The following is a 26,914-nucleotide window of genomic DNA, read 5'->3' as shown; positions in this document are numbered from 1 at the left end:
TTCGTTCAGCCTTCGACCTGGTTCTGCGGCGTGCCCGTCGCCCAGGTCGCGATGTTGTGCAAGGTGGTCGCGGCAATCGCGCCCAGCGCCTCATGGGTCAGGAACGCCTGATGCGCGGTGACGATCACATTCGGGAACGTCAGCAGCCGCGCCAGCACGTCGTCCTGTAGCGGCAGGTCGGAGCGGTCCTCGAAAAACAGCTGCGCTTCCTCTTCATACACATCCAGTCCCAGATAACCGAGCTGACCGTCTTTCAGGGCGTCGATCAGCGCCGGCGTGTCCACCAGACCGCCGCGCCCGGTGTTGATCAGCATCGCCCCCGGTTGCATGTGCGCCAGCGAATCGCGGTTGATCAGGTGTCTGCTCTGTTCGTTGAGCGGGCAGTGCAGGCTGATGATCCGCGACTGCGCCAACAGATCCGGCAGGCTCAGGTAGCGTGCGCCCAACGCTTCGACGGCAGGATTTGGATACGGGTCGTAGGCCAGCAATTCACAGCCGAAGCCGTGCATGATCTTCGCGAAGGTTGCGCCGATCTGTCCGGTGCCGACGATGCCGACCGTTTTGCCCACCAGATCGAAACCGGTGAGGCCGTGCAGGCTGAAATCGCCTTCGCGGGTGCGGTTGTAGGCGCGGTGCAGGCGTCGGTTGAGGGCGAGGATCAACGCCACCGCGTGCTCGGCCACCGCATGGGGCGAGTAGGCCGGTACGCGCACTACGGCCAGCTCCAAGCGTTTGGCGACGGCCAGGTCCACATGGTTGTAGCCGGCCGAACGCAAGGCAATCAGGCGTGTCCCGCCCGCAGCCAGGCGTTCGAGCACCGGGGCGCTGAGGTCATCATTGATGAACGCGCAGACCACCTCGTGATGTTCGGCCAGCGCGGCCGTGTCGAGGCTGAGCCGGGCCGGCTGGAAATGCAGTTCGATCCCGGCCGGGCAGTCGGCGGCGAGGAAACTGTCGCGGTCGTAGGACTGGCTGCTGAAAACGATCGTGCGCATGAAATCCTCCTGGAGCATCGACGCGGGCGCAAATCACCCGCAACAACTGTAGCTGCGTCGACGTTGACCGGCATTGCGCTGGATCAGGCGCTGATCTTCGCCTGGGCCGCCAGACGATTGATCGCCCGTTCCAGCTCGTCCAGCGCGGCCGAGGCCTTGGGATCGTCCTGCTTGAGCAGGGTTTCGCTGCGTTGGCAGGCGGCGCGCAATTGCGGCACGCCGCAGTAGCGAGTGGCGCCATGCAGGCGGTGCACCCGTTCAAGCAGAGCGTTCTGATCCTGATGGTCGCGGGCGGTGCGGATGGCTTCCCGGTCGGCTTCGAGCGAGGCCAGCAGCATCGCCAGCATGTCCGCCGCCAGATCCGCCTTACCGGCAGCCAGGCGCAAACCTTCTTCGTGATCGAGAATCGGCAGTTCCTGATTGCCCAGCAGGCTTTCACCGCCTCGGTCCGGCGCCTGATTGCGCAGTGCAAGACCCGTCCACTTCAGCACCACCTGCGCCAGTTGCCGCTCGCTGATCGGCTTGGTCAGGTAGTCGTCCATGCCGCTTTGCAGCAGCGCGCGTTTTTCATTGGCCATGGCGTGGGCGGTGAGGGCGACGATCGGCAGCGGCGTGCAATGGCGCTCGCTTTCCCACTGGCGAATGGTTTCGGTGCTCTGGCGTCCGTCCATGCCGGGCATCTGCACATCCATCAGCACCAGATCGAAGCTTTCGCTCTGTACCGCCTTGACCGCGGCGTAACCGCTTTCAACGGCCAGCACCTTGGCGCCCATGTCTTCGAGCAGGGTCTGAACCAGCAACAGGTTGGCCGGGTTGTCGTCGACACACAGCACTTTCGGCGCGCGGCTCGACAGCGGTTCGCCCGGTTCGCTGCGCGACTGGCGCGGATTGACCATGTCCGACAAGGCCCGGCGCAGTTTGCGGGTGCAGGCCGGTTTCGATTGCAGCTGGCTGTGAGGGTTGGGCACTGAAAGGTGGTACAGCGTCAGTTCGGTGGTCGGGCACAACACCAGCACCCGGCAACCGAGGTGCTCAAGATCCCAGATATGCTGGTTGAGGCGTTCCGGCGGCATGTCGTTGCTGGTGATGCCGAGCACCGCCAGATCGATGGCCTGATCGGTCTGATGGGCGCCGGTGACGCCATTGGTCAGACTTTCCAGGGTATTGAACGGCGTGACGTCGAGGCCGCAGTCTTCCAGTTGATGCTGCAGGGCCTGACGCGCCAGCTCGTGATTTTCCAGCACCGCCACCCGGCGCCCGAGCAATGGCGCGGCGGGCAGGTCTTCGGCGTCGTCGCGGGTCTTGGGCAGGTTCAGGCTGATCCAGAATTCCGAGCCTTCGCCCGGCGTGCTGTCGACCCCGATTTCGCCGCCCATCTGTTCGATCAGGCGCTTGGAAATCACCAGCCCCAGACCGGTGCCGCCGGGTTGGCGCGACAGCGAGTTGTCGGCCTGGCTGAAGGCCTGGAACAACGCGCGTACATCCTGGTTCGACAGCCCGATACCGGTGTCCTGAATGCTGATGCGCAACTGCACGCTGTCGTCGTTTTCTTCTTCGAGCATGGCGCGGGCGACGATGGTGCCTTCGCGGGTGAACTTGATCGCGTTGCTCACCAGATTCGTCAGGATCTGCTTGAGGCGCAGCGGATCGCCGACCAGCGACAGCGGCGTGTCGCGGTACACCAGACTCACCAGTTCCAGCTGCTTGGCGTGGGCAGCGGGGGCGAGGATGGTGAGGGTGTCCTGCAACAGGTCGCGCAGGTTGAACGGGATATGGTCGAGCACCAGCTTGCCGGCCTCGATCTTCGAGAAGTCGAGGATCTCGTTGATGATCCCCAGCAGGCTGTCGGCGGATTTTTCGATGGTGCCCAGGTAGTCGAGCTGGCGCGGGGTCAGCTCGCTTTTCTGCAACAGGTGGGTGAAACCGAGAATGCCGTTGAGCGGTGTACGGATCTCGTGGCTCATGTTGGCGAGAAATTCGGATTTGATCCGGCTCGCTTCCAGCGCTTCCTTGCGGGCCAGGTCCAACTCGATGTTCTGGATCTCGATGGTTTCCAGGTTCTGGCGCACGTCTTCGGTGGCCTGATCGACGCTGTGCTGCAATTCTTCGCGGGCGTTTTGCAGGGTGCCGGCCATGCGGTTGATGCCGGACGCCAGTTCATCCAGCTCCTGACTGCCCAATGGCGGCAGACGGGTTTCCAGGTGACCGTCCTTGAGCTGGGCGACGGCCTGTTTGATCTGGCTCAGCGGGCGGTTGATCGTGCGGCCCATGCGCAAGGCCAGCAAGGCGGCGCCGGCCAGCCCCGCGCCAATCAGCAACAGACTGGCGAACAGGCTCCGGTAGCCGCGCAACAACATGCCGTTGTGCGACAGCTCCAGTTCCACCCAACCGAGTAAACGGTCGGACTCTTGCGGGATCAGCTCGCCGGCGAGGTTGCGGTGTTTGCCGAAGACCGGGAGCAGATAGCGGGTGGCGTCGTTGCCGCTGCGTCGCAGCAAATGCGCGCTGTCGCCACTCGGCGCCTGATTGAGCATGGTCGGGCCGGCGTGGGCGAGGGGCGAGCGGTCGGGCGCGAGGAAGGTCACGGCGCGTACGTCCGGTTGCTCGAGGGACTGAGTGGCGATGCGCTCGAGCAATTCGGCATCGCCGTGGCCCATGGCCGGGGCTACCAGCGGGGCCAGTTGCTCGGCGATCATTTCGCCGCGCTGCATCAATTGGGCTTGCAGGTCGGACTGCTGCGTCCAGGTGAAATACCCGCCCAGCACCAGTGCCATCAGGCTGGTCGGCAACAGGGTCAGCAACAATACGCGACCTTTGATTCCCAGTTTCTTGAGCACGCCTTTCTCCTGCATCCCGCTGATCGTTGACTCACACGTGCGTCCGGCACGCGGTATCGGCGCAGTGTAGCGATTTGCTTGCGGGCAATCTTGGGAAAAATGATGTCGTCGTCCTTCGCTTGGGGAGCGGTCATCTGTCCGACAGGTCAAGCTTGGGTTGCCGGGCGCCGGGCAATCTTGAATAATCGCCAAACTGAGAATTATTTGCAGATAGTCATGACTCCTGTCTCTATTGGCCAGCCCCGCATTCTTTCCATCGAAGACGATCCCGTCCTCGGTGCTTATGTCCATGAACAACTGGGCCGCAGCGGCTTCCAGGTCACCTGGTGCCAGAACGGTAGCGAAGGCCTGAGCATCGCCCGGCGCCAGCCGTTCGACGTGGTGTTGATGGATATTCTGTTGCCGGGGCTCGACGGATTGAATGTCCTGACCCAACTGCGTCAGAGCCATTCCACGCCGGTGTTGCTGATGTCAGCCCTCGGTGCTGAGGCCGACCGTATCAGCGGATTCCGTCTCGGCGCCGACGACTACCTGCCCAAACCCTTCAGCATGGCCGAGCTGCATGTGCGGATCGAAGCGATCCTGCGCCGGGTCGCCCTCGACCGTCGTCCAGCTGCCGTCGCCCCGGTAGTGCCGGTCGGCGGGCTGCGTTTCGACGACGAGCAGTGCGACGTGTTCTACCTCGACCAGCCCGCCGGCCTGACCCGCAGCGAATACCGCCTGCTGGAAACCCTCAATCGCAACGACGAGGAAGTGCTGAGCAAGGCCTTCCTTTATCAGCACGTTCTTCAGCGCGGTTATGCGGCCCACGATCGCAGCCTTGATATGCACATCAGCCAGATTCGCCGCAAACTCAAGTCGGTCGGCTACACCGAGCGCGAAGTGCGCACGGTGTGGGGCAAGGGTTACGTTCTGAGTGCCGTCGATGAAAGTGTCTGACCTGCCGGGCCGGCACTCGCTGTTCTGGAAGCTCGCCTGTCTGCTGGTGGCGTTCTGTCTGCTGATGATCTGGCTGAGCTGGTCCTGGGGCTGGTACATGGAGCAGCGCAATCAGTTCCTCTCCGACGACGCCCGTCGCACCCTGAGCCGTTATGCCGCCGAGGCGGAGCGCGCCTGGCAGCAGGGCGAGCGCGATGGCATCGATAGCTGGTTGCAAAGCATGGAGCTGCGCGAGGCCGGCTGGGTCGGCGTGATCGGCGGCAACCTGCAGTCGCTGGGCAGCCAACCGTTCAACGCTCAAGAGCTTCAGCACCTGACCTTCCTGCGAGGTCTGGACTGGCCGATTCATAAAAGGGGCCGACCGTGGCTGCGGGTTCCGTTCCCCACTGACCCGACTGCCGGCAGTCTGGTCATCGAGTTGCCCGAGCGATTCCTGCCGGGGAAATACCGGGTGTTCTGGCGGGTCATCACCAACGGTGTGATTCCCGGCCTGTTCACCCTGCTGCTGTGCGTCGGCCTGTATCGCCTGCTGGTGGTGCCGCTTAACAATCTGCGCGAGCAGGCCAACGCCTGGCGCGCCGATGAACTGAATGTGCGGTTGTCGAGCGGCATCACCCAGCGCCCCGATGAACTCGGCGAACTGGCCCGCGCCTTCGATTCGATGTCCGAACGCCTGCAGTCCACCGTGGCCTTGCAACAGCAACTGCTGCGCGACCTGTCCCACGAACTGCGCACGCCCCTGAGCCGGTTGCGGGTCGCCAGTGAAAGCGAGCAACAGCTGCAACCGTTGCGCGAGCGCATCGGTCGCGAAGTCGACGTGATGCAGCGACTAGTGGAGGACACCCTGCAACTGGCCTGGCTCGACACCGAACGCGCACCGTTGCCGGACGAAGCGATCCAGATTCAGGCGCTGTGGGAAATGCTCACGGAAAACGCCTGCTACGAAAGCTGCTGTCCGGTGGGGCAGTTGCAGTGCGGTGTTGAAGCTTCCTGCTGGGTACGCGGCAATCTCAACACCCTGGCACAGGCTCTGGAAAACATCCTGCGCAATGCGATTCGTCATTCGCCACCGGGCGGCATCGTGCGGCTCGACGGTCGACGGGAGGGCGATTACTGGCACCTGTGGCTGGAGGACGAGGGCGGTGGTGTGGCCGACGCGGATCTTGAGCGGATCTTTTCGCCCTTCATCCGCCTCGACGGCTCGCGGCCGGGGGATGGTGGATTCGGTCTGGGCCTGAGCATCGCGAGGAACGCGGTGCAACGCCAGGGCGGTACTTTGTGGGCTGAGAATGGCCCGTCGGGATTGCGACTGAATCTGCGCTTGGTGGCGGAGGACAGTGCTGTCATTCCTGAAGTCTTCGCTGGCAAGCCAGATCCCACAGTGGACATGGGCCGCCCGCAGATTGTGTGAGCGGCACAGGAAAGTGTCAGCACTGCCGACACTCTTTAAAAAGTCTCACCACTGGTGAGACTTTTACTGCTTATTCCAAGAAACCATAAGCACCACACTTTGCGTGATATGGCCTGCGCAGGTTTGCCGGTATGATAGGCGCCCCCGCTGTCCGGATTGCGAAAAACGCCATGACCTTGCAGTACCCAACCATCGCCGATTGCGTCGGCAACACGCCGCTGGTGCGTTTGCAGCGCCTGCCCGGTGTCACCAGCAACACCCTTTTGCTCAAGCTTGAAGGGAACAACCCGGCGGGTTCGGTCAAGGATCGTCCGGCGCTGTCGATGATCACCCGTGCCGAGTTGCGCGGGCAGATCCACGAAGGCGATACGCTGATCGAAGCGACCTCGGGCAACACCGGGATCGCCTTGGCGATGGCCGCCGCGATCAAGGGTTACAAGATGATCCTGATCATGCCGGACAACTCCAGCGCCGAACGTAAAGCGGCGATGACCGCTTACGGCGCAGAGCTGATTCTGGTCAGCCAGGAAGAGGGCATGGAAGGCGCTCGCGATCTCGCCCAGCGGATGGAAGCCGAAGGCCGTGGCAAGGTGCTGGATCAGTTCGCCAACGGCGACAATCCTGAAGCGCACTACACCACCACCGGCCCGGAAATCTGGCGTCAGACCCAGGGCTCCATCACCCATTTCGTCAGCTCCATGGGTACCACCGGCACCATCATGGGCGTGTCGCGCTACCTCAAGGAGCAGAACGACAACGTACAGATCGTCGGCCTGCAACCGATGGAAGGCTCGGCCATTCCCGGCATCCGCCGCTGGCCGCAGGAATACCTGCCGAAGATCTATCAGGCCGACCGCGTCGACCGCATCGTCGACATGGCGCAAAGCGAGGCCGAAAACGTTACCCGGCGTCTGGCCCGCGAAGAAGGCATCTTCTGCGGCGTGTCCTCGGGCGGTGCAGTGGCAGCGATGCTGCGCCTGTCCAAAGAAGTTGAAAACGCGGTGATCGTTGCGATCATCTGCGACCGTGGCGACCGTTACCTGTCGACCGGCATTTTCGACGCGCCCAACTGATGGCCAAGCACGAGAGAGGCCTGCGCTTCCAGCCCACCGGCGGCAGCAAGGCCCCGCAAATCCCGACCGGCAAAAAGCAGCGCCTGAGCATCGAGCGCCTGGCCAATGACGGTCGCGGCATCGCGTTTTTTGAAGGCAAAACCTGGTTCGTCCTCGGCGCCCTCGCCGGTGAAGAGGTCGAAGCGCGGGTGCTAGGCGCCCACGGCAAAGTGGTCGAGGCGCGTACCGAGCGCGTGTTCAGCGCCAGTGAATTGCGTCGTCCCGCACCTTGCCAGCACGCCGGCCGCTGCGGCGGTTGCAGCGTCCAGCATTTGCCCCACAACGAACAGCTTGCCCTGAAACAGCGCATGCTCGCCGAGCAGTTGTCGCGAGTCGCCGGAGCCGAACCCGAGGAGTGGGCGGCGCCGTTGACCGGTCCCGAATTCGGCTACCGTCGCCGCGCCCGGATCGCCGTGCGCTGGGACAGCAAGGCCAAAAAGCTTGAAGTCGGTTTCCGTGCCGCCGGCAGCCAGGACATCGTTGCGATCAGCGAATGCCCGGTGCTGGTACAGCCCTTGCAGCCGATCATGACCCGCTTGCCGGAGATGCTGCGTCGCTTGAGCAAACCTCAGGCGCTGGGGCATGTGGAATTGTTCAGTGGCTCGTCACTCGCCGTCCTGCTGCGTCACATGGCGCCGCTGTCCGAAGCCGACCTGACGATTCTCAAGGATTTCTGCGCGTTCCATGAAGCGCAGCTCTGGCTGCATGGCGAAGGCGAACCGCAGCCGGTGGATGATGCACAGTCGCTTGGCTATCACCTGGAACAGTGGGATCTGCAATTGGCTTACCGGCCGGGGGATTTCATCCAGGTCAATGCCGGGGTCAACGAGGCCATGGTCGCCCAGGCGCTGGAGTGGTTGAAACCGACAGCGGATGAGCGCGTGCTCGACCTGTTCTGCGGTCTCGGCAACTTTGCCTTGCCGCTGGCAAAAGCTGCGCGTGAAGTGGTGGCGGTCGAAGGCGTGCAGACCATGGTTGATCGCGCGGCGGCCAATGCCGCCAGTAACAATTTGCATAACACAAAGTTTTTTCAGGCCGATTTATCCCAGCCTTTGACCGATGCCGAGTGGATCGGAAACGGCTTTTCTGCGGTACTCTTGGACCCACCGCGCGACGGTGCTTTCGAGGTGGTGCGCAAGCTGGCGGCCTTGGGCGCCAAACGGTTGGTGTACGTGTCGTGCAACCCTGCAACTCTGGCGCGCGATACGGTCGAATTGATCAAGCAGGGCTACCGGTTAAAACGTGCCGGGATTCTCGATATGTTTCCTCAGACGGCACATGTCGAGGCCATGGCGTTATTTGAAGCGAGCCAGGATGGCTCGTCTGATCCGACTGGTCGTCCGTAGCGCTCGCCTTGGCCCCGCGAGCGCGAACGGGCATTGACGGTCAGTGATTTGACGCATTGAATCTGCGTCGTAGGGAAGGTAAAGCAAGATGGTACAGGTGAGAGCACACCAGCCGATCAACACTGACGGCAGTATCAATCTCGAGGCTTGGCTCGATCATGCGGTCAGTGTCGATCTGGCACTGGATCGCGAAGCCTTGAAAGAGGCCTGCGAGTACGCTCGCCAGGCCGAGCAACAGTCCAATGCAGCGAAGAATCTCTGGTCCGAAGGCAGCGGCAGTTTCAGCACTGGCCTCGAGATCGCCGAGATCCTTGCCGACCTCAAGCTCGATCAGGATTCGCTGGTGGCTGCGGTTCTCTATCGCGGCGTGCGCGAAGGCCAGATCGAACTCGCGGCGGTCAGCCAGCGCTTCGGCCCGGTGGTCGCCAAGCTGATCGACGGCGTGCTGCGCATGGCGGCAATCAGTGCCAGCCTCAGCCCCCGCCAGTCGATGGTGCTCGGCACCCAGGGCCAGGTGGAAAACCTGCGCAAGATGCTGGTGGCGATGGTCGACGACGTGCGTGTCGCGCTGATCAAGCTCGCCGAACGCACCTGCGCGATCCGTGCAGTGAAAACCGCCGACGACGAAAAACGTAACCGGGTCGCCCGGGAAGTGTTCGACATCTATGCGCCGCTCGCGCATCGACTCGGCATCGGCCATATCAAATGGGAACTGGAGGACTTGTCCTTCCGTTACCTGGAACCCGATCAATACAAACAGATCGCCAAGCTGCTGCATGAACGGCGGCTGGATCGTGAGCGTTTCATCGCCGATGTGATGACCCAGCTCAAGGACGAGCTGCAAGCCACCGGCGTCGAAGCCGACATCAGCGGTCGGGCCAAACACATCTATTCGATCTGGCGCAAAATGCAGCGCAAGGGTCTGGAATTCAGCCAGATCTATGACGTGCGTGCGGTGCGCGTGCTGGTGCCGGAAATGCGCGACTGCTACACCGCGCTCGGCATCGTCCACACCCTGTGGCGGCATATCCCGAAAGAGTTCGACGACTACATCGCCAACCCGAAAGAGAACGGCTACCGCTCGCTGCACACGGCGGTGATCGGCCCGGAAGGCAAGGTGCTGGAAGTCCAGATCCGGACCCATTCGATGCACGAAGAGGCCGAGCTCGGCGTCTGCGCGCACTGGCGCTACAAGGGCACCGACGTCAAGTCCGGCTCCAATCACTACGAAGAGAAAATCTCCTGGCTGCGTCAGGTCCTCGAGTGGCACGAAGAGCTGGGCGACATCGGTGGTCTGGCCGAACAGTTGCGGGTCGATATCGAGCCGGATCGGGTCTACATCTTCACCCCGGACGGTCACGCCATCGACTTGCCGAAGGGCGCGACGCCGCTGGATTTCGCCTACCGCGTGCACACCGAAATCGGTCACAACTGCCGTGGCGCGAAGATCAACGGGCGCATCGTTCCGCTCAACTACAGCCTGCAGACCGGCGAGCAGGTCGAGATCATCACCAGCAAGCACGGCACCCCAAGCCGCGACTGGCTGAACCCGAACCTGGGCTACGTCACCACGTCCCGGGCGCGGGCGAAGATCGTGCACTGGTTCAAGCTGCAGGCACGCGACCAGAACGTCGCGGCGGGCAAGACCCTGCTCGAGCGCGAACTCAATCGCCTCGGCCTGCCGGCGGTGGATTTCGACAAGCTGGCCGACAAGGCCAACATGAAAACCGCCGAAGACATGTTCGCCGCCCTCGGGGCCGGCGACCTGCGTCTGGCGCAACTGGTCAACCTGGCGCAACAGCTGGTCGAGCCGGAACGCGGCAACGAACAGCTGGAACTGATCCCGCGCAAGGCCACCGGCTACAAGCCGGGCAAGCGCGGCGACATCCAGATCCAGGGCGTCGGCAACCTGATGACCCAGATGGCCGGCTGCTGCCAGCCGTTGCCGGGCGATGCGATCGTCGGCTACATCACCCAGGGCCGTGGCGTGAGCATTCACCGTCAGGACTGCGCCTCGGTGCTGCAACTGGCCGGGCGCGAGCCGGAGCGGATCATCCAGGTCAGCTGGGGGCCGGTGCCGGTGCTCACCTATCCGGTGGACATCGTCATCCGCGCCTACGACCGTTCCGGTCTGCTGCGTGACGTTTCGCAGGTGCTGCTCAACGAGCGGATCAACGTGCTGGCGGTCAACACCCGCTCGAACAAGGAGGACAACACCGCGCTGATGTCCCTGACCATCGAGATTCCGGGTCTGGACGCGCTGGGGCGGTTGCTGGGGCGGATTTCCCAGTTGCCGAACATCATCGAAACGCGGCGTAACCGGACTCCATGAAACCGATCTACAGCCTTGAAGACCTGCTGCACCTGATGAATCGTCTGCGCGACCCGCAGTATGGTTGCCCGTGGGACATCAAGCAGACTTACGCGACCATCGTCCCGCACACCCTTGAAGAGGCCTACGAAGTCGCCGATGCCATCGAGCGCGGCGACTTCGACCACTTGCAGGGGGAGTTGGGCGATCTGCTGTTTCAGGTGGTGTATTACAGCCAGCTGGCGCGGGAAGAGGGGCGGTTCGAATTTGCCGGGGTGGTCGATAGCATCACGCGCAAGCTGATTCGTCGTCATCCGCACGTATTCCCGACCGGCGATCTGTATGCGCCGCTGGACGTGCCACGTTTGAACGAAGAGCAGGTCAAGCAGCGCTGGGAGGAGATCAAGGCCGAAGAACGTGCCGAGAAGTCCGCCGAGCCGCAGCAACTGTCACTGCTCGACGATGTGCCGGCTGCGTTGCCGGCACTGTCCCGCTCGGCCAAGTTGCAGAAGCGCGCAGGGCAGGTCGGTTTCGACTGGCCGGATGCGTTGCCGGTGCTGGACAAAGTCCGTGAAGAGCTCGATGAAGTGCTCGAAGCCATGTCCGAAAATGACCCGCAAGCGGTGGCTGACGAGATCGGCGACCTGCTGTTTTCGGTGGTCAATCTGGCCCGGCACCTGAAGGTCGATCCGGAAACTGCATTGCGTGGCGCCAACGCCAAGTTCGAGCGACGTTTCCGTTTTATCGAACAGGCATTGCGCGACACCCATCGACCCATGGAAGATTGCACCCTCGAAGAGTTGGACGCCCTGTGGGGCGAAGCCAAACGTCAGGAAAAGAATTTGCCCAGCTGCGGCTGAGCCGTTGCCCAAGTGAGTAAGCATCAATGAGCCTTTCCCTTCGCGACCAGTTGCTCAAAGCAGGGCTGGTCAACCAAAAGCAGGCCAAGCAGGTCAGCAAAGACAAACAGAAACAACAGCGTCTGGCCCACAAAGGCCAGATCGAACTGGATGACTCCCAGCAGCGCGCCGCCCAGGAAGCCATGGCCGAGAAGGTCAAGCGCGATCAGGAGCTGAACCGTCAGCAGCAGGAGAAGGCCGAGGCCAAGGCCCGCGCTGCGCAGGTCAAGCAGTTGATCGAAGTCTCGCGTCTGCCGAAGCTGACGACCGAGGACTACTACAACTTCGTCGACGACAAGAAGGTCAAGCGCATCTCCGTCAACACGCTGATGCGCAACAAGCTCAGCAGCGGCTCGCTGGCGATCGTGCACCATGCCGGCGGCTACGAAGTGATTCCTCGTGAGGCGGCCCTGAAGATCCAGGAGCGCGATCCACAGCGCATCGTGCAGCTCAACGAGAAGGTTGAAGAGGTCAATGCCGAGGACGATCCGTACGCGGCCTATGTGATCCCTGATGATCTGATGTGGTAATCGGGTCTCGTCTGGCTGCGAAGCGGCCCTGAAGCACCCAACAACGACAAACCCCGCTCATGGCGGGGTTTGTCGTTTTCAATGCTGTGGTTTTGCTTCAGGCGGATTTCAGATCCCGCTGGCGTTCCTGCAGTTCCAGTTCGGCCTTGTAGTTGTGGGCGTCGATCTCGTTGTGGAACATGCCGACCAGCAAGTCTTGTTGATGCACATCCCAGATCCGTACGCCGGCGGCTACGCCTTCATGGGACATGTGTGAATCGTCGCGTTCAGTTACTTTTACAGTCATCTGCTAGCTCCAAATCTCAAGTTATCTGCAGCAAGGCGTGTGCAGGCCTCTTTTATAGATTTTGTTAGCCTGCTAAGTAAATGTCCGATTCGTGCAATGTATTCTTGCGAAATCTGCAACAGCGCTGGAGCCCGCGGAATCCGCGACATTCAGTCGCAGGGCGGTAAGTTGCATGACAAACGTTTCATCTTGGCGCCGCTGAAAATGCCTTTCTCCAAGCGAAAAAAAACGCCCCGAACCGGTCGGGGCGTTTTCATGTGCGGCTCAGCGGGAGGGAATTACTTGCCTTCCCAGCGCTTCAGCACGAGGGTGGCGTTGGTGCCACCGAAGCCGAAGCTGTTGCTCATCACGGTGTTGATGGTGGCGTTCTCGCGGGTCTTGGTCAGCACCGGCAGATCGGCCACTTCAGGGTCCAGTTCGTCGATGTTGGCCGAACCGGCGATGAAGTTGCCTTCCATCATCAGCATGCAGTAGATCGCTTCGTGAACGCCGGCGGCGCCCAGGGAGTGACCCGACAGGCTCTTGGTGGAGCTGATGGCCGGGGCCTTGTCGCCGAATACTTCACGCACACCTTTCATTTCCGCGACGTCGCCGACCGGAGTCGAAGTGCCGTGGGTGTTCAGGTAGTCGATCGGGGTATCGACGGTGGACAGCGCCTGCTGCATGCAGCGGATCGCGCCTTCGCCGCTCGGGGCCACCATGTCGTAGCCGTCGGACGTTGCGCCGTAGCCAACGATTTCCGCGTAGATTTTCGCGCCACGGGCCAGAGCGTGTTCCAGCTCCTCGACCACCACCATGCCGCCACCGCCAGCGATGACGAAACCGTCACGGTCGGCGTCGTAGGCGCGGGAGGCTTGTTCCGGGGTGTCGTTACGCTTGCTGGACAGAGCGCCCATTGCGTCGAACAGGAACGACTGGCTCCAGTGCTCCTCTTCACCGCCGCCGGCGAACACGATGTCCTGCTTGCCCATCTGGATCTGTTCCATGGCGGTACCGATGCAGTGAGCACTGGTGGCGCAGGCAGAAGCGATGGAGTAGTTCAGGCCCTTGATCTTGAACGGCGTGGCCAGGCAAGCCGAAACGGTGCTGCTCATGGTCCGCGTTACACGGTATGGGCCGACGCGCTTGACGCCTTTCTCGCGCAGGATGTCCAGCGCTTCCATCTGGTTCAGGGTCGACGCGCCGCCGGAACCTGCGATCAGGCCGGTACGCGGGTTGGACACTTGCTCTTCGGTCAGACCGGAGTCGGCGATGGCGTCTTTCATGGCCAGGTAGGCGTAAGCCGCTGCGTGGCCGACGAAGCGATAGATCTTGCGATCGATCAGCTCTTCAAGGTTGAGGTCGATGGAGCCGGAAACCTGGCTACGCAGACCCATTTCGGCGTATTCCGGGTTGAACCGGATGCCAGGGCGGCTTGCACGCAGGTTAGCGGAGACGGTCTCTTTGTCATTGCCCAGGCACGAAACGATGCCCAGACCAGTGATAACGACGCGGCGCATGCGAATAACCCTTAGAAGTTGTCAGTGGAGGTGAACACGCCGACGCGAAGGCCTTCGGCGGTGTAGATTTCGCGACCGTCGACAGTCACCGAACCGTCGGCGATGGCCAGGTTCAGCTTGCCCTTGAGGACGCGCTTGATATGAATGTTGTAGGTGACTTTCTTGGCGGTCGGCAGAACCTGGCCGAAGAATTTCACTTCGCCCGAACCCAGCGCACGGCCACGGCCCGGCAGGCCTTGCCAGCCCAGGAAGAAACCGACCAGTTGCCACATGGCGTCCAGACCCAGGCAGCCCGGCATCACCGGATCGCCTTCGAAGTGGCACGCGAAGAACCACAGGTCAGGGTTGATATCCAGCTCGGCGACCAATTCACCTTTGCCGTACTTGCCGCCTTCTTCGCTGATCAGGGTGATGCGATCCACCATCAGCATGTTCGGGGCGGGCAGTTGCGCGTTACCTGGGCCGAACAGCTCACCGCGACTGCAGCGCAGCAGGTCTTCCCGAGTAAAGGCGTTTTGTTTGGTCATGCGAGCTCCTCAATAATCCCATGCGGCAGGTGGGGCAAATCTTCCCGGCCGATCGACGCGTTCATGCCTCGAACCGGCAGCCTACTCATAGACTATTGCGTTGTGGTGAAAGTCACAGCACCAAGGACATGAATGTACACTTGTGCACTGAAATTTTTAATCAAGCCCCTTTTGAGGCTCGTTCGGGTGCCTAAGACTGCCGCACTTTCGCTTTTCACGCCAGTCGCAGATGCTCGAAAGGGCCCTGTTACTGCACCCATCGCTGCAGAATCTGCTGCAGATCATTGCGTTTGAATGGCTTGGCCAGGTAATCGTTCATGCCCGCCGCGAGGCAGTTTTCCCGGTCGCCCTGTAAAGCATTGGCGGTCAGGGCGATGATCGGCACCTGGCCGCAGCCGGGCAGCTGCCGGATCCGCCGGGTCGCTTCGTAACCGTCGATCAGCGGCAAGCGGCAATCCATCAGAATCGCTTCGAAACGGTTGTCCCCGGCACTGCGCACCGCCTGCACGCCATCGGTGGCGACGCTGACGGTAAAGCCCAGGCTGCGCAGCATCGCTTCGATCACCGTCTGGTTGACCGGGTTGTCCTCGACCAGCAGCACATTTCGGCCTTCGCCGTGACTTGCACCGTTCAATGTGCGCGGTGCGGCAAGCGCGGGCAGCGCCTGCTTATATAGGGCCAGTGGTATTTCCAGGGTGAACACCGAGCCGCGACCTTCTTCACTCTGGGCGCGCAAGGTGCCGCCCATCCGTTCGGCGAGCGTGCGGGCAATCGGCAGGCCCAGGCCGGTGCCGCCATAACGACGGGAAATCGAACTGTCAGCCTGCTGGAACGCGTTGAACATCAGCTCCAGGCTCTCCGGCGAAATACCGATGCCACTGTCACGCACCGCACAGGTGAACCACAGCAACTCGTGATCCAGCGACTGCCACTGCGCCTCGATGCTGACGCGTCCCTGTTCGGTGAACTTCAAGGCATTGCCGACCAGGTTGACCAGAATCTGCCGGATCCGCGTCGGATCGCCCTGGACCTGCAAGTCGCGCAAGTCTTCGGGGATTCGCAGCTGCAGGGCCAACCCGCGTTGCGCCGCGCTGTGCTGGAACGACTGGGCGCAGGCGCCGATCACTTCGGCGAGGTTGAACGGAATGTGCTCCAGCTCCAGTTCCGAACGCTCGATGCGCGAGAAATCCAGAATGTCGTTGATCACCTTGAGCAAATGCTCGGTGGACTCGGAAGCCAGCGCCGCGTACTCGACCTGCTCCTCAGTCATGTCGGTGGTTTCGAGCAATTGCAGCATGCCCAGCACACCGTTCATCGGGGTGCGCAGTTCATGGCTCATCATCGCCAGGAAATCCGATTTCGCGTTGTTGGCTTTCTCGGCCTCTTCGCGGGTCTGGATCAGTTGCGCCATCGCCTGATGCTGCTCGCGGCTGGCCTGTTCCAGCGCCTGGGCCAGGTTGTTGATGTGCTGGGACAGGGCGCCCAGTTCGGTGTCGTCTACAATCGGCAGTGGGGTCTTGTAATCGCCGTCCTGAATCGCCTTGACCGCATTGCCGATGTCGCGAATCGGCTGCGACAGACTGCCGGCCAGCCGCCGCGCCAGGACGAACGTGAAGAGCAGGGCGAACAACGCGAGAATCCCGGCCTTGAGCAAAATTTCCTGTTGGCGCTGACTGAACGCGTCATTCGACAGACCGACGATCACCCGTCCCAGATAGTCCTCGCTGGCCACGCCGGGGCTGCTCTTGCCGTCCTGAAAGAAATCGTTGTGCAAGGCGATGCGTTGCAGCCGCACCGGCGCCTGGAACACTTCGACCTGATGCGGACGATTGTGCGCATCCGCCGGCTGTTCGACGTAAGAGAGAATCCGATTGGCGCTGTCCTGCACTTCCAGAAACCGCACGTTCGGCGTGGCCAGCGTGGCCTTGAGCAGGCTTTCCAGCACTTCGTTGTTGCCGGAAATCACCCCGTACTCGGTGGCCGGTGCGAGCTGGTTGGCGATCAGTTGGCCGGTGTGGTTCAGCTCCTGACGCAAATCCTGAATGCGCACAAAGGTGAAAAAGCTGATCAGCAGCAAGGTCAGCAACAGCGCAGGGCCCAGGCTGATCAACTGGGTGCGGGTGTTGATGTCCCAACGGCGGAAAATCATGGGCGGCGCTCTCCTTCGGCCAGCTCTGCGGCGACAGACGCTTCATTGATCGGTTCTATCCCTAAGGAACGAGCCACCTGCGCATTACTTGAGACTTTAAAACGCCCGGGATAGAGCGTGCGCGGCCAGGTGGCCGGTGGCCGGTCCAGCAACTCGTCGAGGACGGCCAGCCAGTCGTTCTGATCGCTGTAGGTACTGGCCAGGCTGCCGGCGCGAACGAAAGCGACATTCGGCCCGACCAGCGCCAGTTGCCGAGAGTAACTGCTGAGCAACAGGTTCTTCGCGGTTTTCGGGTTGTACAGGTCAGGGTCGTCGAGGCCCAGCAACACGTCGCTGTTTTTCAGCACTGTCTGCAAGGGACGGCTGTCGTGGGTGTTGTCCCAGCGCTGTGGGACGATTTGCAGCTTCAGCGGCTGGGCGGCCGATTGCAGCTCCTTGAGCAGGAACTCGCTGTGCTGATCGAACAGCACGCCCACTCGTCCAGCCTGGGGCAGAATCCGGCTGATCAGTTGCAGCTGACGACTCAGCGGCGGATCGGCCCACAGCAGGCTCAAGTGGGGTGGTTGCGCGTCGCCGAAGCGTTGCCGGGCCTGCAGGCGGCTGATGCGCAGCACCAACGTCGCCGGGCCCTGGCTTTCCTGCATGCGCCAGTCGAGGCTCGGCAGATCCAGCAGGATCAGGCGCAGGCTCGACGGCAACTTGCCCGGCGCCGGCAGGCTGGCCAGCGGCTGGAAATGCACGCGGTCGGTCGGGCGCAGTTCGCTCAGGGCCTGGACGAAGGACTGCACGCCGGGGCTTTCTTCGGCGCCAGTCAGCAGAATGTCGGCCGCCTGCACCGCCACGCCATGCAGCCACGCCGTCAGGAACAGACACAGCCCGGCCAGCCATTGGCCGAGCGTTGGCATCTTCCGTGACATGGCGTAACGCATCTAGAACTCCAGCTCGGCGCTGAAATACACCACGCGGCGTTCGTCGTAATTGTTGTCGACGAACGTGGTCGGCTCATGGTCGAGGCGTTGTTGCAGCACGCCGGCCAGTTGCAGCTGGGCCTTGCCCAGGGCGATGCGTTTGGCGATCCGCGTGTCGACCCGCTCGAAGCGGTAACCGTTGAGCGCGTTGTCACCGTAGTAGAAGAGGGCGCTGTTCCAGCCGTGGCCCCAATCGCGCAGCCAGCCCGCCGAACCGCTGTTGCGTGCGGTGAATTGCTGATCCAGCGGGTTGCTCGCCTCGGCGTCGACGAAGGCGTAGGTCAGGCGTAAGCGGTCGGCCGCACTCAGGCGCCAGTCCAGTTGCGTTTCGGTGCCGCGAAAGCGCGAGTCGTTGGCGTTGCTGGCGATGTACTGATTGTTGCGCAGCGGCTCGCTGATCATCCCGGTGATTTCGTCGTAGAACAGCTTCACATCCAGCGCCAGGCCCCACTCCGGGAAATAGCCGTTGTAGCCCAGTTCCCGCGAGCGCATGTGCTCCTGGTCCAGATCGCCGGGGCCCCGGGTCTTGACGAAGTAGCGGGCCGAAGACTGGCCATAGGCGGCGGGCCGCAGGTTGGTCACCTGATAACTCCAGTTGACGTTGTTCTCGAACATGTCCGGCGAACGGATGGCTTCCGAGTACACCGCTCGCAGGCTGTGGCGCGGGTTGAACAGGTAGTTGATCGCAAACCGGGGCGTCAGTGAGCTGCCGATCAATTGCGTGTCTTCGAACATGGCGCCGCCCTGTAACAACCAGTGTTCGCTGGCGCGCCACTCCAGTTGGCCAAAGGCGCGCCACGTGGTGTCATCGAGCGTGCCGTTGAAATAGGTCTCGGAATCGGCCCGGTCGTAACGATAGTTCAGGCCGCTGACCAGACGCAGGCTATCGGACAGGCTGAGGGTGTCCTGCAATTCCAGGTCGTAGCGCGATTCCCGGGCACTCTGGTCGATGTCGCCGCACAGGGTCTGGCGAGCGCCGTTGCGCCATTGGTCCAGCACTTGATTGGCCAGGGCCATTTCCTGCGGTGTACCGGCGGGTGCGCCGGGGCCGGTGAACAGCGTCATGTTGCGCGCCAAGCGCTCGGTGTAGTTCGGGTTGAGTTGCCACAGCTCCGTCAATTGCGGGCTGAACGACACTTCGGCGTCACAGGCGCGCCAGGTTTGCTGGCGATCCCAGTGTTGCGCAGAACCTTGCACATAAAGGCTGTGATCGGGATTGAGGTCCAGATTCCAGCGCACCGAACCGGCATAGTCCTTGGCAACCACGTCGGAATTGTTCCCGGCAGCGGTAATCCCGGAGAACACCGGTCGGTAGGTGTAAGGCCGCTGATTGGTCCCGTCCTTGGCGTTGATCTGCCAGTCCAGGCTCTGGTTGTCGCTCAGGGTCTGGCTGACCGCGAGGCTGAAGCGGTTCAAGCGGCGGTTGTCGCGGTAATCGGCGCCGGTGCGGTCGCTGTCAAAGCCGTCGTCTTTCTGGCCGGACAGCGACAGACGCAGATCGCCGCCATTCCAGCCGGTACTCTGACTGGCGTAGAAGTCGTTGATGCCGCGTTGGCCGCGCGTCAGCTTCAGCCGCGTGCCGTGGCTGTCCGCCGGGTTACGGGTGATGATGTTAACCACTGCCATCAGCGCGTTGGCGCCGTAGCTGACGGTGTTCGGGCCGCGAAAGACTTCGATGCGCTCGATGTCTTCCATGGCCACCGGGATGTCGCTCCAGTCCACGGTCGCCAGACCGGCGCGGTACACCGAACGGCCGTCGATCAGCACCTGCATGCGTCGGGCTTCAGTGGCGTTGGTTCCGTGATAATTCACCACGGCCTGATTGCCGCTGATATTGCCGACCATCATCCCCGGCACCAGCCGCAGCAGTTCACTGATGTCCCGGGCGCCACTGGCGCTGATCAGTTCGCTGTCGAGCACGGTCATGCTGCCGGGGACTTCCGCCGGCGACTGTTTCAGCCGCGTGGCGGTCAGGATCTGCGGCAAGGCCTCACTGTCGACAAACAGGTCGTCCGCCAGCAGCATTGGGCTGAACAGCAGCGCCAGCAGCAGGGACGAACGCGGGGAAGGGGGGCCAGAAAACACGACGCTGCCTTGATAGCAAAGAATTGGCGCGCATGTTAACCGAGGTCGACGACTTTTCCAGTCACGTTGCAGGCATTTTCCTCGGTTTTATTGGTCTTCTTCCTACAAGTGCGGGTAATTGACGCCGGGGCTGTCCGAGAAGGGGACGCTCCGTATAATGCCGGCATCGCCACTGGTATGGATTAACGGATTACATATGACTGAACAGCGCCCGATTGCGGTCCTGGGAGGCGGAAGTTTCGGTACCGCCGTGGCCAATCTGTTGGCCGAGAACGGCCATCAAGTCCGGCAGTGGATGCGTGACCCGGAACAGGCCGAGGCTATCCGGGTCAATCGCGAAAACCCGCGTTACCTCAAAGGCATCAAGATTCTGCCCGGCGTGACCGCGGTCACCGACCTGCAGGAAACCCTCGACGCCTGCGAGTTGTGTTTCGTCGCGTTGCCGTCCAGCGCACTGCGCACAGTGCTGGCGGCGCATGCCGAACGCCTGAGCGGCAAGATGCTGGTCAGCCTGACCAAAGGCATCGAAGCGCAGACCTTCAAACTGATGAGCCAGATTCTCGAAGAAATCGCCCCGCAGGCGCGCATCGGCGTGCTGTCCGGGCCGAACCTCGCGCGGGAAATCGCCGAGCACGCGCTGACTGCCACCGTGGTTGCCAGCGAAGATGAAGAACTCTGCAAAGCCGTGCAGGCCGCATTGCATGGCCGCACTTTCCGCGTCTACGCCAGCGCCGACCGTTTCGGCGTGGAGCTGGGCGGCGCACTGAAAAACGTCTACGCGATCATCGCCGGCATGGCGGTGGCGCTGGAAATGGGCGAGAACACCAAGAGCATGCTGATCACCCGCGCCCTGGCCGAAATGACCCGGTTTGCGGTGAATCAGGGCGCCAACCCGATGACCTTCCTCGGTCTGGCCGGTGTCGGCGACCTGATCGTCACTTGCTCGTCGCCGAAAAGCCGCAACTACCAGGTCGGTTTCGCCCTCGGTCAGGGCTTGAGCCTCGACGAAGCGGTGTCGCGCCTGGGTGAAGTGGCCGAAGGGGTCAACACCCTGAAAGTGCTCAAGGCCAAGGCCCAGGAGGTCGGCGTGTACATGCCGCTGGTCGCCGGACTGCATGCAATCCTGTTCGAAGGGCGCACGCTTGAGCAGGTGATCGGTCTGCTGATGCGTGCCGAACCGAAAACCGATGTCGACTTTATTTCCACCAGTGGTTTCAACTGATTCAGCAGGGAGCAGGCCATGAACGATCCGAAAACCGAAGCCAAATATGAATCCATCCTCCTGCGGGTGTTGTGGATGATTGTTTACATCCTGGTCTGGCAGGTGGCGCAGTTCATCCTCGGCGCGGTGGTGCTGGTGCAGTTGATCTATCGTTTGATCTATGGCGCCCCGAGCGCCAGCCTGATGAATTTCGGCGACAGCCTGAGCCAGTTTCTGGCACAGATCGGTCGTTTCGGCAGTTTCCACAGCGACCAGAAACCTTGGCCGTTCGCCGACTGGCCGGCGCCGCGTACACCGGAAGGTGAGGCGCCACACGTCGTCGCGCCGGCACCGCATCCGGTTCGGGATGAGGAACCCAAGCTATGAAACTCTGGGTATTGCGTCACGGTGAGGCCGAGCCCTACGGCTCGCGCCCAGATTCCGAGCGGGAGCTGACCGCCCACGGTCGCCAGGAAGTGTTGAGCAGCGCGGCCCGCTTGATCGGCCAGCCGCTGACCGCCATCTACGCCAGCCCGTACTTGCGGGCGCAGCAGACGGCGCAACTGGTGCGCGAAGCCCTTGGATTCGAGCCTGAGATCCGCACGGTCGAGTGGCTGACCCCGGAAGTTGACCCGGACCGCGTTGCTGAACAACTGGTGTCGGTGAGCAATGTCCTGTTGGTCAGTCACAATCCGCTGGTTGGAAACTTGCTCAGCTACCTGCAACACGGCGCGGGCTACCCACCGGAAAAGGTCAGCACCGCCGGGCTGGCCGAGCTCGAACATAGCGAGTTGCTGATCGGTTCGATGACGCTAAACAGCCTTAAACATCCCTGAAATTTTTTGTACGAAATAGTCAACCAAGCACTTGCTTGGTTGACTACGCTTGCTCCAGACCAAAAAACAGGAGCGAGTCGAATGTCTTCCGCCTTCCGTTTGCCGCTGGACGTGTTTTACGAACGCGAGGCCCGGCACCCGCGTCAGCGTTTTCTGGTGCAGCCGATCGGCGGCGGGCAGGTCGAGACACTGACCTGGGCCGACGTCGGCCATCAGGCTCGCTGCGCGGCGCACTGGCTGCGATCCCGGGAATTGCCGCAAGGCAGCCACATCGCCCTGATCTCGAAAAACTGCGCGCACTGGATCATCGCCGATCTGGCGATCTGGATGGCCGGGCACGTTTCGGTGCCGCTCTATCCGAACCTCACCGCCGAATCGGTGAATCAGGTGCTGACCCACTCGGAAAGCGTGCTGGCGTTCATCGGCAAACTCGATGACTGGCCGGGCATGTCGCCGGGTGTACCGGCCGGCCTGACCACCGTCAGCCTGCCGCTGCATCCACCGGGCACATTCGATTTCAACTGGGATGACCTGCAACGCAGCTCGCCGATCCAGGACGATCCACGTCCCGCCGCCGAGCAACTGGCGACGATTATTTACACCTCCGGCACCACCGGCCTGCCCAAGGGCGTGATGCACAGCTTCGCCAATCTCGGATTCGCGACGACGCGCGGTACGCAGCTGTTCGGCCTCAATGAGAACGACCGGCTGCTGTCGTATTTGCCGCTGTGTCATGTCGCCGAACGGATGTTCGTCGAGCTGGCGTCGATCTATACCGGGCAAACGGTGTTTTTCGCCGAGAGCCTCGACACCTTCCTTGCCGATCTCAAGCGGGCGCGGCCGACGGCGATGTTCGGTGTGCCGCGGATCTGGACCAAGTTCCAGATGGGGGTCTACAGCAAGATTCCGGCAAAACGTCTGGATTTCCTCCTCGGTTTGCCCTTCATCGGCAAACGGATCGGCCACAAGGTGCTGGCCGGATTGGGGCTGGATGCCTTGCGCGTAGCGCTGTCTGGCGCGGCGCCGGTGCCGCTGACCCTGTTGCGCTGGTATCAGAAACTCGGGCTCGACGTGCTGGAGGTCTACGGCATGACCGAAAGCTGCGGTTATTCGCACATCTGCCTGCCGGGGCAATACAAGGAAGGCTGGATTGGCCGGCCGTGTCCCGACGTCAAAGTGCGGATCGACGAGTCCGGCGAAGTGCAGGTGCGCAGCCAGGCGAACATGCTCGGCTATTTCAAGGAACCGCAGAAAACCGCCGAAACTCTCACTGAAGACGGCTTCCTGCGCACTGGCGACAAGGGCGAGCAGGACGCCGAAGGGCGCTTGCGCCTGACCGGGCGGCTCAAGGAAATCTTCAAGACCAGCAAGGGCAAATACGTCGCCCCGGCGCCGATCGAAAACCGGCTGGCGGTGCATTCGCGGATCGAACAGGTCTGTGTGGTCGGTGATGGCCTGAGTGCACCGCTGGGGTTGTGCGTTCTTTCCGCCGTGGGCCGGGAAGAGCCCCGCGCGCCGCTGCATTCGAGCCTGGAAAAACTGCTGGAGGAGGTCAACGCCGTGCTCGACAAACACGAGCGTTTGCGCCGGCTGGTGGTGGTCAAGGACAGCTGGGCGGTGGAGAACGGCTTCCTCACGCCGACCCTGAAAATCAAACGCAACATCATCGAAGACACCTACGGAGCACGCTTCGAAGAATGGAGCGAGCGCAGCGAGGCGGTGCTGTGGCAGGATTGAGCGTCGATCAAAACAACAAAGGAAGCCTGCGATGACCTTGTGGCGCACCACTCCGAACATCGAGCAGCTGAACGCAATCCAGAAAAACACCATCGGCGAAGTGCTGGACATTCGCTTCGAGTCCTTCGACGAGGAATCGCTGACGGCCAGCATGGTCATTGACCATCGCACCCACCAGCCTTACGGCCTGCTGCACGGCGGCGCCTCGGTGGTGCTGGCCGAGACGGTCGGCTCGATGGCCAGTTACCTGTGCATCGACGCCAGCAAGTTCTATTGCGTGGGCCTGGAAATCAACGCCAACCACTTGCGCGGCCTGCGCAGCGGACGGGTCACGGCGGTGGCCAAACCGATCCACATCGGCCGTACCACCCACGTCTGGGACATTCGCCTGACCAGCGATGAAGGCAAGGCCAGTTGTGTGTCGCGCCTGACCATGGCGGTGGTGCCGCTGGGAGAACAACCGCCGGCGCGTTGATGGCGCGAGCGTCATAGCCCTGACCGGACTGTCATCATTCCTGGCAGTTACGGTCATTGCTGTGGGACGCGGTCTTACGGACAATCAACGCCTGTTTTTCGCTCATGGATTTGCCGGTATGTCGCAACCGATCTTCTTCGCCCACGCCAACGGTTTCCCTTCGGGTACCTACGGCAAACTGTTCGCGGCGCTGGCGCCCGAGTACCGGGTCGCGCATCTGGAACAACACGCCCATGACCCGCGTTTCCCGGCGGGTGACAACTGGTACCACCTGGTCGACGAACTCATCCATCATCTGCAACAGCAAGATGAACCGGTGTGGGGTGTCGGCCATTCCTTCGGCGGCATGCTGCATTTGCACGCCGCACTGCGTTGCCCTGAACTGTATCGGGGCGTGGTGATGCTCGACTCGCCGGTGCTGACCCGCACCGATCAATGGGTGATCCGTGCCGCCAAGCGCTTTGGTTTCATCGACAAACTGACCCCGGCCGGCCGCACGCTGGGGCGGCGCGAAGAGTTTGCCGATCTGGACAGTGCCCGTGGTTATTTTGCCGGCAAGACGTTGTTTCGCAGCTTTGATCCGGAATGTTTCGATGCCTACCTGCAGCACGGTCTGCACAAGGTCGGCGACAAACTGCGCCTGCGCTTCGATCCTGCAACCGAGATCAGCATCTATCGCGGCGTGCCGCACACCAGTCCTGCGCATACCCGGCAATTGAAAGTGCCGCTGGCGGTGGTACGTGGACACAAGAGCCGCGTGGTGATGAACCACCACACCCGATTTGTCGGACGCCTGCCTCAGGGCGAGTCGCTGACCGTGCCCGGCGGGCACATGTTTCCGCTTGAGCGTCCGCAGGACACCGCACAACTACTGAAAAACCTGTTCGATCGCTGGGAGCGCCGGCAAGACAAGGATTGCGCATGAACCCCGCCGTCGAAGAAGTGCGCCTGAGCCTGCCGCATATCGAACTGGCGGCGCACCTGTTCGGCCCGGAAGACGGGTTGCCGGTGATCGCCCTGCACGGCTGGCTGGATAACGCCAACAGCTTCGCGCGCTTGGCGCCGAAGCTCAAAGGCTTGCGCATCGTGGCGCTGGACATGGCCGGTCACGGGCACTCCGGGCATCGGCCTAACGGCGCCGGTTACGCGCTGTGGGACTACGCCCATGACGTGCTGCAGGTCGCCGAGCAACTCGGCTGGAAACGTTTCGGCCTGCTCGGGCACTCCATGGGCGCCATTGTTTCGCTGGTGCTGGCTGGCTCGTTGCCCGAACGCATCACCCATCTGGCGTTGATCGACGGGGTAATTCCTCCTACCGACAAAGGCGAGAACGCCGCCGAGCGTATGGGAATGGCACTACAGGCGCAGCTCGATCTTCGGGAAAAGCGCAAACCGGTCTACAACACTCTCGACCGGGCCATCGAGGCGCGGATGAAAGGGCTGGTGGCGGTCAGTCGCGAAGCCGCCGAACTGCTGGCGCAACGCGGACTGATGCCGGTGCCCGGCGGTTACACCTGGCGCACCGACAACCGCCTGACCCTGCCGTCGCCGCTGCGTCTGACCCAGGAACAGGCGATGGCTTTCGTCCAGCGCATTGCCTGCCCTGCGCAATTGGTGGTCGCAGCTGACGGCATGCTGGCCAGACATTCGGAGCTGCTGGAGCGTCTACCCTTTGACCGGGAACAGCTGCCGGGCGGGCACCATCTGCACCTGAACGATGAGGCCGGGGCCGGCCTTGTCGCAGACTGTTTCAATCGGTTCTTCGCCATTCCTTGACTTGCTCCCGGCAACTGTCGAGGCTGGGCAGGTTGAAATGGGAGACAACCAAGATGGATTTCTACACCGCTGCGACTTCGAACTGCCCTCAAGGCACCCAGGCCATGCCCCTGCGATGAGCCTGTCCATGCGATCTATCAGTCTGCTGGCGCTGTGCTGTTTCAGTCCCTTTCTATTCGCTGCCGACCTGCCGGGCAGTCAGGACCTGCCGATCGTGCCGCGTGTGGCCGATGCGCAGATCGTCGACTATCGCCCCGCCGTGGAGCTGGAGCGGATCTACCCGCTCGGCTCGATCCGCAAGATCAGCGGCCAGTTGCGTTTCGACGGCCAGGTCAGCGCTCGGGGGCAAACCACCTCGGTGACCTACGAATTGCCGCCGGAACATTCCGCCACCGAAGCCTTCACCCTCGCTCGCGAAGCCCTGCAAAAACAGGATGCCCAGCTGTTGTTCTGGTGCCAGGCCCGGGATTGCGGCGAGAGCAGCCTGTGGGCCAATGAGGTGTTCGGTAATGCCAAGCTGTACGGTGCCGACGAGCAGCAGGCCTATCTGCTGCTGAGGCTCGCGGCCCCGCGCGACAACACGCTGGTGGCGCTGTACAGCATCACCCGGGGCAATCGCAAAGCCTATCTGCACGTCGAACAGTTCGAGGCGCTGGCACCGCTCGGTGACCTGCTGCCGACCTCGGCCACGCTGCTGCGGGAGCTGAAAAGCACCGGCGAACTGGACTTTCCGAAGCTCGCCGGCGATCCGGATGACACCTGGCTGCGCTTGCTGTCCCGTGGTCTGAACCTCGACACCACGTTGCGGGTGACAGTGTCCGGGCCCAAGGCCGAGGCCTGGCGGCAGGCGCTGATCGGGCAGGGCGTGCGCGCCGCGCGAATGGAAACCGGCAGTGTCGACGGCGAAGGTCTGCGCATCGATCTGTTGCGATAAGGTGTTTTTGGCGGACACGCTCGACGTGTTCGCCTACTCTTTGCCTGATTGATTTTTTTCG

At 62.2% G+C, this 26,914-nt stretch carries 23 protein-coding genes; 15 read left to right on the top strand and 8 right to left on the bottom strand.

Annotated elements, in window-relative coordinates; translation table 11 throughout:
• Positions 1 to 5: 5 nt before the first annotated feature.
• Together ACODTD_RS25755 and ACODTD_RS25750 are read right to left on the bottom strand one after the other, a co-directional pair.
• Positions 6 to 995: a 2-hydroxyacid dehydrogenase gene (locus tag ACODTD_RS25755; RefSeq protein ID WP_011335486.1), complete on the bottom strand. Its 990-nt coding sequence runs from the start codon at positions 993 to 995 to the stop codon at positions 6 to 8.
• An 83-nt stretch (positions 996 to 1,078) separates the two neighbouring features.
• Positions 1,079 to 3,832 (bottom strand): response regulator, encoded by a 2,754-nt coding sequence (locus ACODTD_RS25750; RefSeq protein ID WP_201815962.1) that lies wholly within the window; start codon positions 3,830 to 3,832, stop codon positions 1,079 to 1,081.
• Between the two features lie 216 nt (positions 3,833 to 4,048).
• Here ACODTD_RS25750 and ACODTD_RS25745 point away from each other — a divergent pair, with 216 nt between their 5' ends.
• The 7 genes from ACODTD_RS25745 to ACODTD_RS25715 all read left to right on the top strand — a co-directional run bounded on the left by ACODTD_RS25745 (position 4,049) and on the right by ACODTD_RS25715 (position 12,380).
• Positions 4,049 to 4,771, top strand: coding sequence for a response regulator transcription factor (locus tag ACODTD_RS25745; protein WP_201815959.1), 723 nt, complete (start codon positions 4,049 to 4,051; stop codon positions 4,769 to 4,771).
• On the top strand, positions 4,758 to 6,182 hold the full coding sequence (locus ACODTD_RS25740) for a sensor histidine kinase (RefSeq protein ID WP_201815946.1): 1,425 nt from the start codon (positions 4,758 to 4,760) through the stop codon (positions 6,180 to 6,182). Before ACODTD_RS25745 ends, ACODTD_RS25740 begins: the two co-directional genes overlap by 14 nt.
• 170 nt (positions 6,183 to 6,352) lie before the next feature.
• Complete coding sequence (cysM, locus tag ACODTD_RS25735; RefSeq protein ID WP_041475402.1) at positions 6,353 to 7,255, top strand: cysteine synthase CysM; 903 nt, start codon at positions 6,353 to 6,355, stop codon at positions 7,253 to 7,255.
• Positions 7,255 to 8,640, top strand: coding sequence for a 23S rRNA (uracil(1939)-C(5))-methyltransferase RlmD (gene rlmD / locus ACODTD_RS25730; RefSeq protein ID WP_011335481.1), 1,386 nt, complete (start codon positions 7,255 to 7,257; stop codon positions 8,638 to 8,640). Before cysM ends, rlmD begins: the two co-directional genes overlap by 1 nt.
• Positions 8,641 to 8,728: 88 nt before the next feature.
• Positions 8,729 to 10,972 carry a GTP diphosphokinase gene (gene relA, locus ACODTD_RS25725; protein ID WP_007957789.1) on the top strand — a complete coding sequence of 748 codons (2,244 nt, stop codon included), beginning with the start codon at positions 8,729 to 8,731 and terminating at the stop codon, positions 10,970 to 10,972.
• Positions 10,973 to 10,977: 5 nt separating this feature from the next.
• On the top strand, positions 10,978 to 11,811 hold the full coding sequence (gene mazG, locus ACODTD_RS25720; RefSeq protein ID WP_041475600.1) for a nucleoside triphosphate pyrophosphohydrolase: 834 nt from the start codon (positions 10,978 to 10,980) through the stop codon (positions 11,809 to 11,811).
• 26 nt (positions 11,812 to 11,837) lie between these two features.
• Positions 11,838 to 12,380, top strand: a complete 543-nt coding sequence (locus tag ACODTD_RS25715) for a DUF2058 domain-containing protein (RefSeq protein WP_011335479.1) — start codon at positions 11,838 to 11,840, stop codon at positions 12,378 to 12,380.
• 97 nt (positions 12,381 to 12,477) lie between these two features.
• Here the strand turns inward: ACODTD_RS25715 and ACODTD_RS25710 are convergent, their stop codons facing one another.
• The 6 genes from ACODTD_RS25710 to ACODTD_RS25685 all read right to left on the bottom strand — a co-directional run bounded on the left by ACODTD_RS25710 (position 12,478) and on the right by ACODTD_RS25685 (position 19,834).
• Positions 12,478 to 12,666 (bottom strand): hypothetical protein, encoded by a 189-nt coding sequence (locus ACODTD_RS25710; RefSeq protein WP_007957795.1) that lies wholly within the window; start codon positions 12,664 to 12,666, stop codon positions 12,478 to 12,480.
• Positions 12,667 to 12,944: 278 nt separating this feature from the next.
• Positions 12,945 to 14,165, bottom strand: coding sequence for a beta-ketoacyl-ACP synthase I (gene fabB / locus ACODTD_RS25705; RefSeq protein WP_007957797.1), 1,221 nt, complete (start codon positions 14,163 to 14,165; stop codon positions 12,945 to 12,947).
• A gap of 11 nt (positions 14,166 to 14,176) precedes the next feature.
• Positions 14,177 to 14,692, bottom strand: a complete 516-nt coding sequence (gene fabA / locus ACODTD_RS25700; protein ID WP_003227150.1) for a 3-hydroxyacyl-[acyl-carrier-protein] dehydratase FabA — start codon at positions 14,690 to 14,692, stop codon at positions 14,177 to 14,179.
• Between the two features lie 247 nt (positions 14,693 to 14,939).
• Complete coding sequence (locus ACODTD_RS25695) at positions 14,940 to 16,841, bottom strand: ATP-binding protein (RefSeq protein ID WP_201815943.1); 1,902 nt, start codon at positions 16,839 to 16,841, stop codon at positions 14,940 to 14,942.
• Entirely contained in the window at positions 16,838 to 17,770 is a 933-nt protein-coding gene (locus tag ACODTD_RS25690; protein ID WP_201815942.1) for an ABC transporter substrate-binding protein, read from the bottom strand. Before ACODTD_RS25690 ends, ACODTD_RS25695 begins: the two co-directional genes overlap by 4 nt.
• Positions 17,771 to 19,834: a TonB-dependent receptor plug domain-containing protein gene (locus ACODTD_RS25685; RefSeq protein ID WP_236676427.1), complete on the bottom strand. Its 2,064-nt coding sequence runs from the start codon at positions 19,832 to 19,834 to the stop codon at positions 17,771 to 17,773.
• 256 nt (positions 19,835 to 20,090) lie between these two features.
• Between ACODTD_RS25685 and ACODTD_RS25680 the strand changes: the two genes are divergently transcribed.
• From ACODTD_RS25680 to ACODTD_RS25645, 8 genes are all read left to right on the top strand, one after another.
• Positions 20,091 to 21,116: an NAD(P)H-dependent glycerol-3-phosphate dehydrogenase gene (locus ACODTD_RS25680; RefSeq protein ID WP_041475401.1), complete on the top strand. Its 1,026-nt coding sequence runs from the start codon at positions 20,091 to 20,093 to the stop codon at positions 21,114 to 21,116.
• Between the two features lie 18 nt (positions 21,117 to 21,134).
• Entirely contained in the window at positions 21,135 to 21,482 is a 348-nt protein-coding gene (locus ACODTD_RS25675) for a DUF4389 domain-containing protein (RefSeq protein WP_011335474.1), read from the top strand.
• Positions 21,479 to 21,931 carry a phosphohistidine phosphatase SixA gene (gene sixA, locus ACODTD_RS25670; protein WP_085655763.1) on the top strand — a complete coding sequence of 151 codons (453 nt, stop codon included), beginning with the start codon at positions 21,479 to 21,481 and terminating at the stop codon, positions 21,929 to 21,931. Before ACODTD_RS25675 ends, sixA begins: the two co-directional genes overlap by 4 nt.
• An 81-nt stretch (positions 21,932 to 22,012) precedes the next feature.
• The gene (locus tag ACODTD_RS25665) at positions 22,013 to 23,668 is read left to right on the top strand and encodes an AMP-binding protein (RefSeq protein ID WP_201815938.1); all 1,656 of its coding nucleotides are present in this window, start codon (positions 22,013 to 22,015) and stop codon (positions 23,666 to 23,668) included.
• Positions 23,669 to 23,699: 31 nt separating this feature from the next.
• Complete coding sequence (locus ACODTD_RS25660) at positions 23,700 to 24,143, top strand: hotdog fold thioesterase (RefSeq protein WP_007957810.1); 444 nt, start codon at positions 23,700 to 23,702, stop codon at positions 24,141 to 24,143.
• 118 nt (positions 24,144 to 24,261) lie between these two features.
• Positions 24,262 to 25,068: an alpha/beta fold hydrolase gene (locus ACODTD_RS25655; protein ID WP_085683559.1), complete on the top strand. Its 807-nt coding sequence runs from the start codon at positions 24,262 to 24,264 to the stop codon at positions 25,066 to 25,068.
• Positions 25,065 to 25,919 (top strand): alpha/beta hydrolase, encoded by an 855-nt coding sequence (locus tag ACODTD_RS25650; protein WP_201815937.1) that lies wholly within the window; start codon positions 25,065 to 25,067, stop codon positions 25,917 to 25,919. The genes ACODTD_RS25655 and ACODTD_RS25650 overlap by 4 nt, the downstream gene beginning before the upstream one ends.
• A gap of 127 nt (positions 25,920 to 26,046) precedes the next feature.
• Entirely contained in the window at positions 26,047 to 26,853 is an 807-nt protein-coding gene (locus ACODTD_RS25645; protein WP_007957816.1) for a DUF4892 domain-containing protein, read from the top strand.
• The last annotated feature ends 61 nt before the right edge of the window (positions 26,854 to 26,914 follow it).

Source organism: Pseudomonas sp. FG35, assembly GCF_057809295.1.
This window is presented reverse-complemented; position numbering and strand designations above follow the sequence as displayed.

Coding starts and splice junctions, on each gene's coding strand:
- ACODTD_RS25710 (WP_007957795.1), bottom strand. CDS start 12,666: ATGACTGTAAAAGTAACTGAACGCGACGATTCACACATGTCCCATGAA.
- fabB (WP_007957797.1), bottom strand. CDS start 14,165: ATGCGCCGCGTCGTTATCACTGGTCTGGGCATCGTTTCGTGCCTGGGC.
- relA (WP_007957789.1), top strand. CDS start 8,729: ATGGTACAGGTGAGAGCACACCAGCCGATCAACACTGACGGCAGTATC.
- ACODTD_RS25660 (WP_007957810.1), top strand. CDS start 23,700: ATGACCTTGTGGCGCACCACTCCGAACATCGAGCAGCTGAACGCAATC.
- ACODTD_RS25690 (WP_201815942.1), bottom strand. CDS start 17,770: ATGCGTTACGCCATGTCACGGAAGATGCCAACGCTCGGCCAATGGCTG.
- rlmD (WP_011335481.1), top strand. CDS start 7,255: ATGGCCAAGCACGAGAGAGGCCTGCGCTTCCAGCCCACCGGCGGCAGC.
- fabA (WP_003227150.1), bottom strand. CDS start 14,692: ATGACCAAACAAAACGCCTTTACTCGGGAAGACCTGCTGCGCTGCAGT.
- ACODTD_RS25645 (WP_007957816.1), top strand. CDS start 26,047: ATGCGATCTATCAGTCTGCTGGCGCTGTGCTGTTTCAGTCCCTTTCTA.
- ACODTD_RS25675 (WP_011335474.1), top strand. CDS start 21,135: ATGAACGATCCGAAAACCGAAGCCAAATATGAATCCATCCTCCTGCGG.
- ACODTD_RS25695 (WP_201815943.1), bottom strand. CDS start 16,841: ATGATTTTCCGCCGTTGGGACATCAACACCCGCACCCAGTTGATCAGC.
- ACODTD_RS25665 (WP_201815938.1), top strand. CDS start 22,013: ATGTCTTCCGCCTTCCGTTTGCCGCTGGACGTGTTTTACGAACGCGAG.
- ACODTD_RS25680 (WP_041475401.1), top strand. CDS start 20,091: ATGACTGAACAGCGCCCGATTGCGGTCCTGGGAGGCGGAAGTTTCGGT.
- ACODTD_RS25655 (WP_085683559.1), top strand. CDS start 24,262: ATGTCGCAACCGATCTTCTTCGCCCACGCCAACGGTTTCCCTTCGGGT.
- ACODTD_RS25685 (WP_236676427.1), bottom strand. CDS start 19,834: ATGCTGCTGGCGGACGACCTGTTTGTCGACAGTGAGGCCTTGCCGCAG.
- ACODTD_RS25715 (WP_011335479.1), top strand. CDS start 11,838: ATGAGCCTTTCCCTTCGCGACCAGTTGCTCAAAGCAGGGCTGGTCAAC.
- ACODTD_RS25755 (WP_011335486.1), bottom strand. CDS start 995: ATGCGCACGATCGTTTTCAGCAGCCAGTCCTACGACCGCGACAGTTTC.
- cysM (WP_041475402.1), top strand. CDS start 6,353: ATGACCTTGCAGTACCCAACCATCGCCGATTGCGTCGGCAACACGCCG.
- ACODTD_RS25740 (WP_201815946.1), top strand. CDS start 4,758: ATGAAAGTGTCTGACCTGCCGGGCCGGCACTCGCTGTTCTGGAAGCTC.
- sixA (WP_085655763.1), top strand. CDS start 21,479: ATGAAACTCTGGGTATTGCGTCACGGTGAGGCCGAGCCCTACGGCTCG.
- ACODTD_RS25745 (WP_201815959.1), top strand. CDS start 4,049: ATGACTCCTGTCTCTATTGGCCAGCCCCGCATTCTTTCCATCGAAGAC.
- ACODTD_RS25650 (WP_201815937.1), top strand. CDS start 25,065: ATGAACCCCGCCGTCGAAGAAGTGCGCCTGAGCCTGCCGCATATCGAA.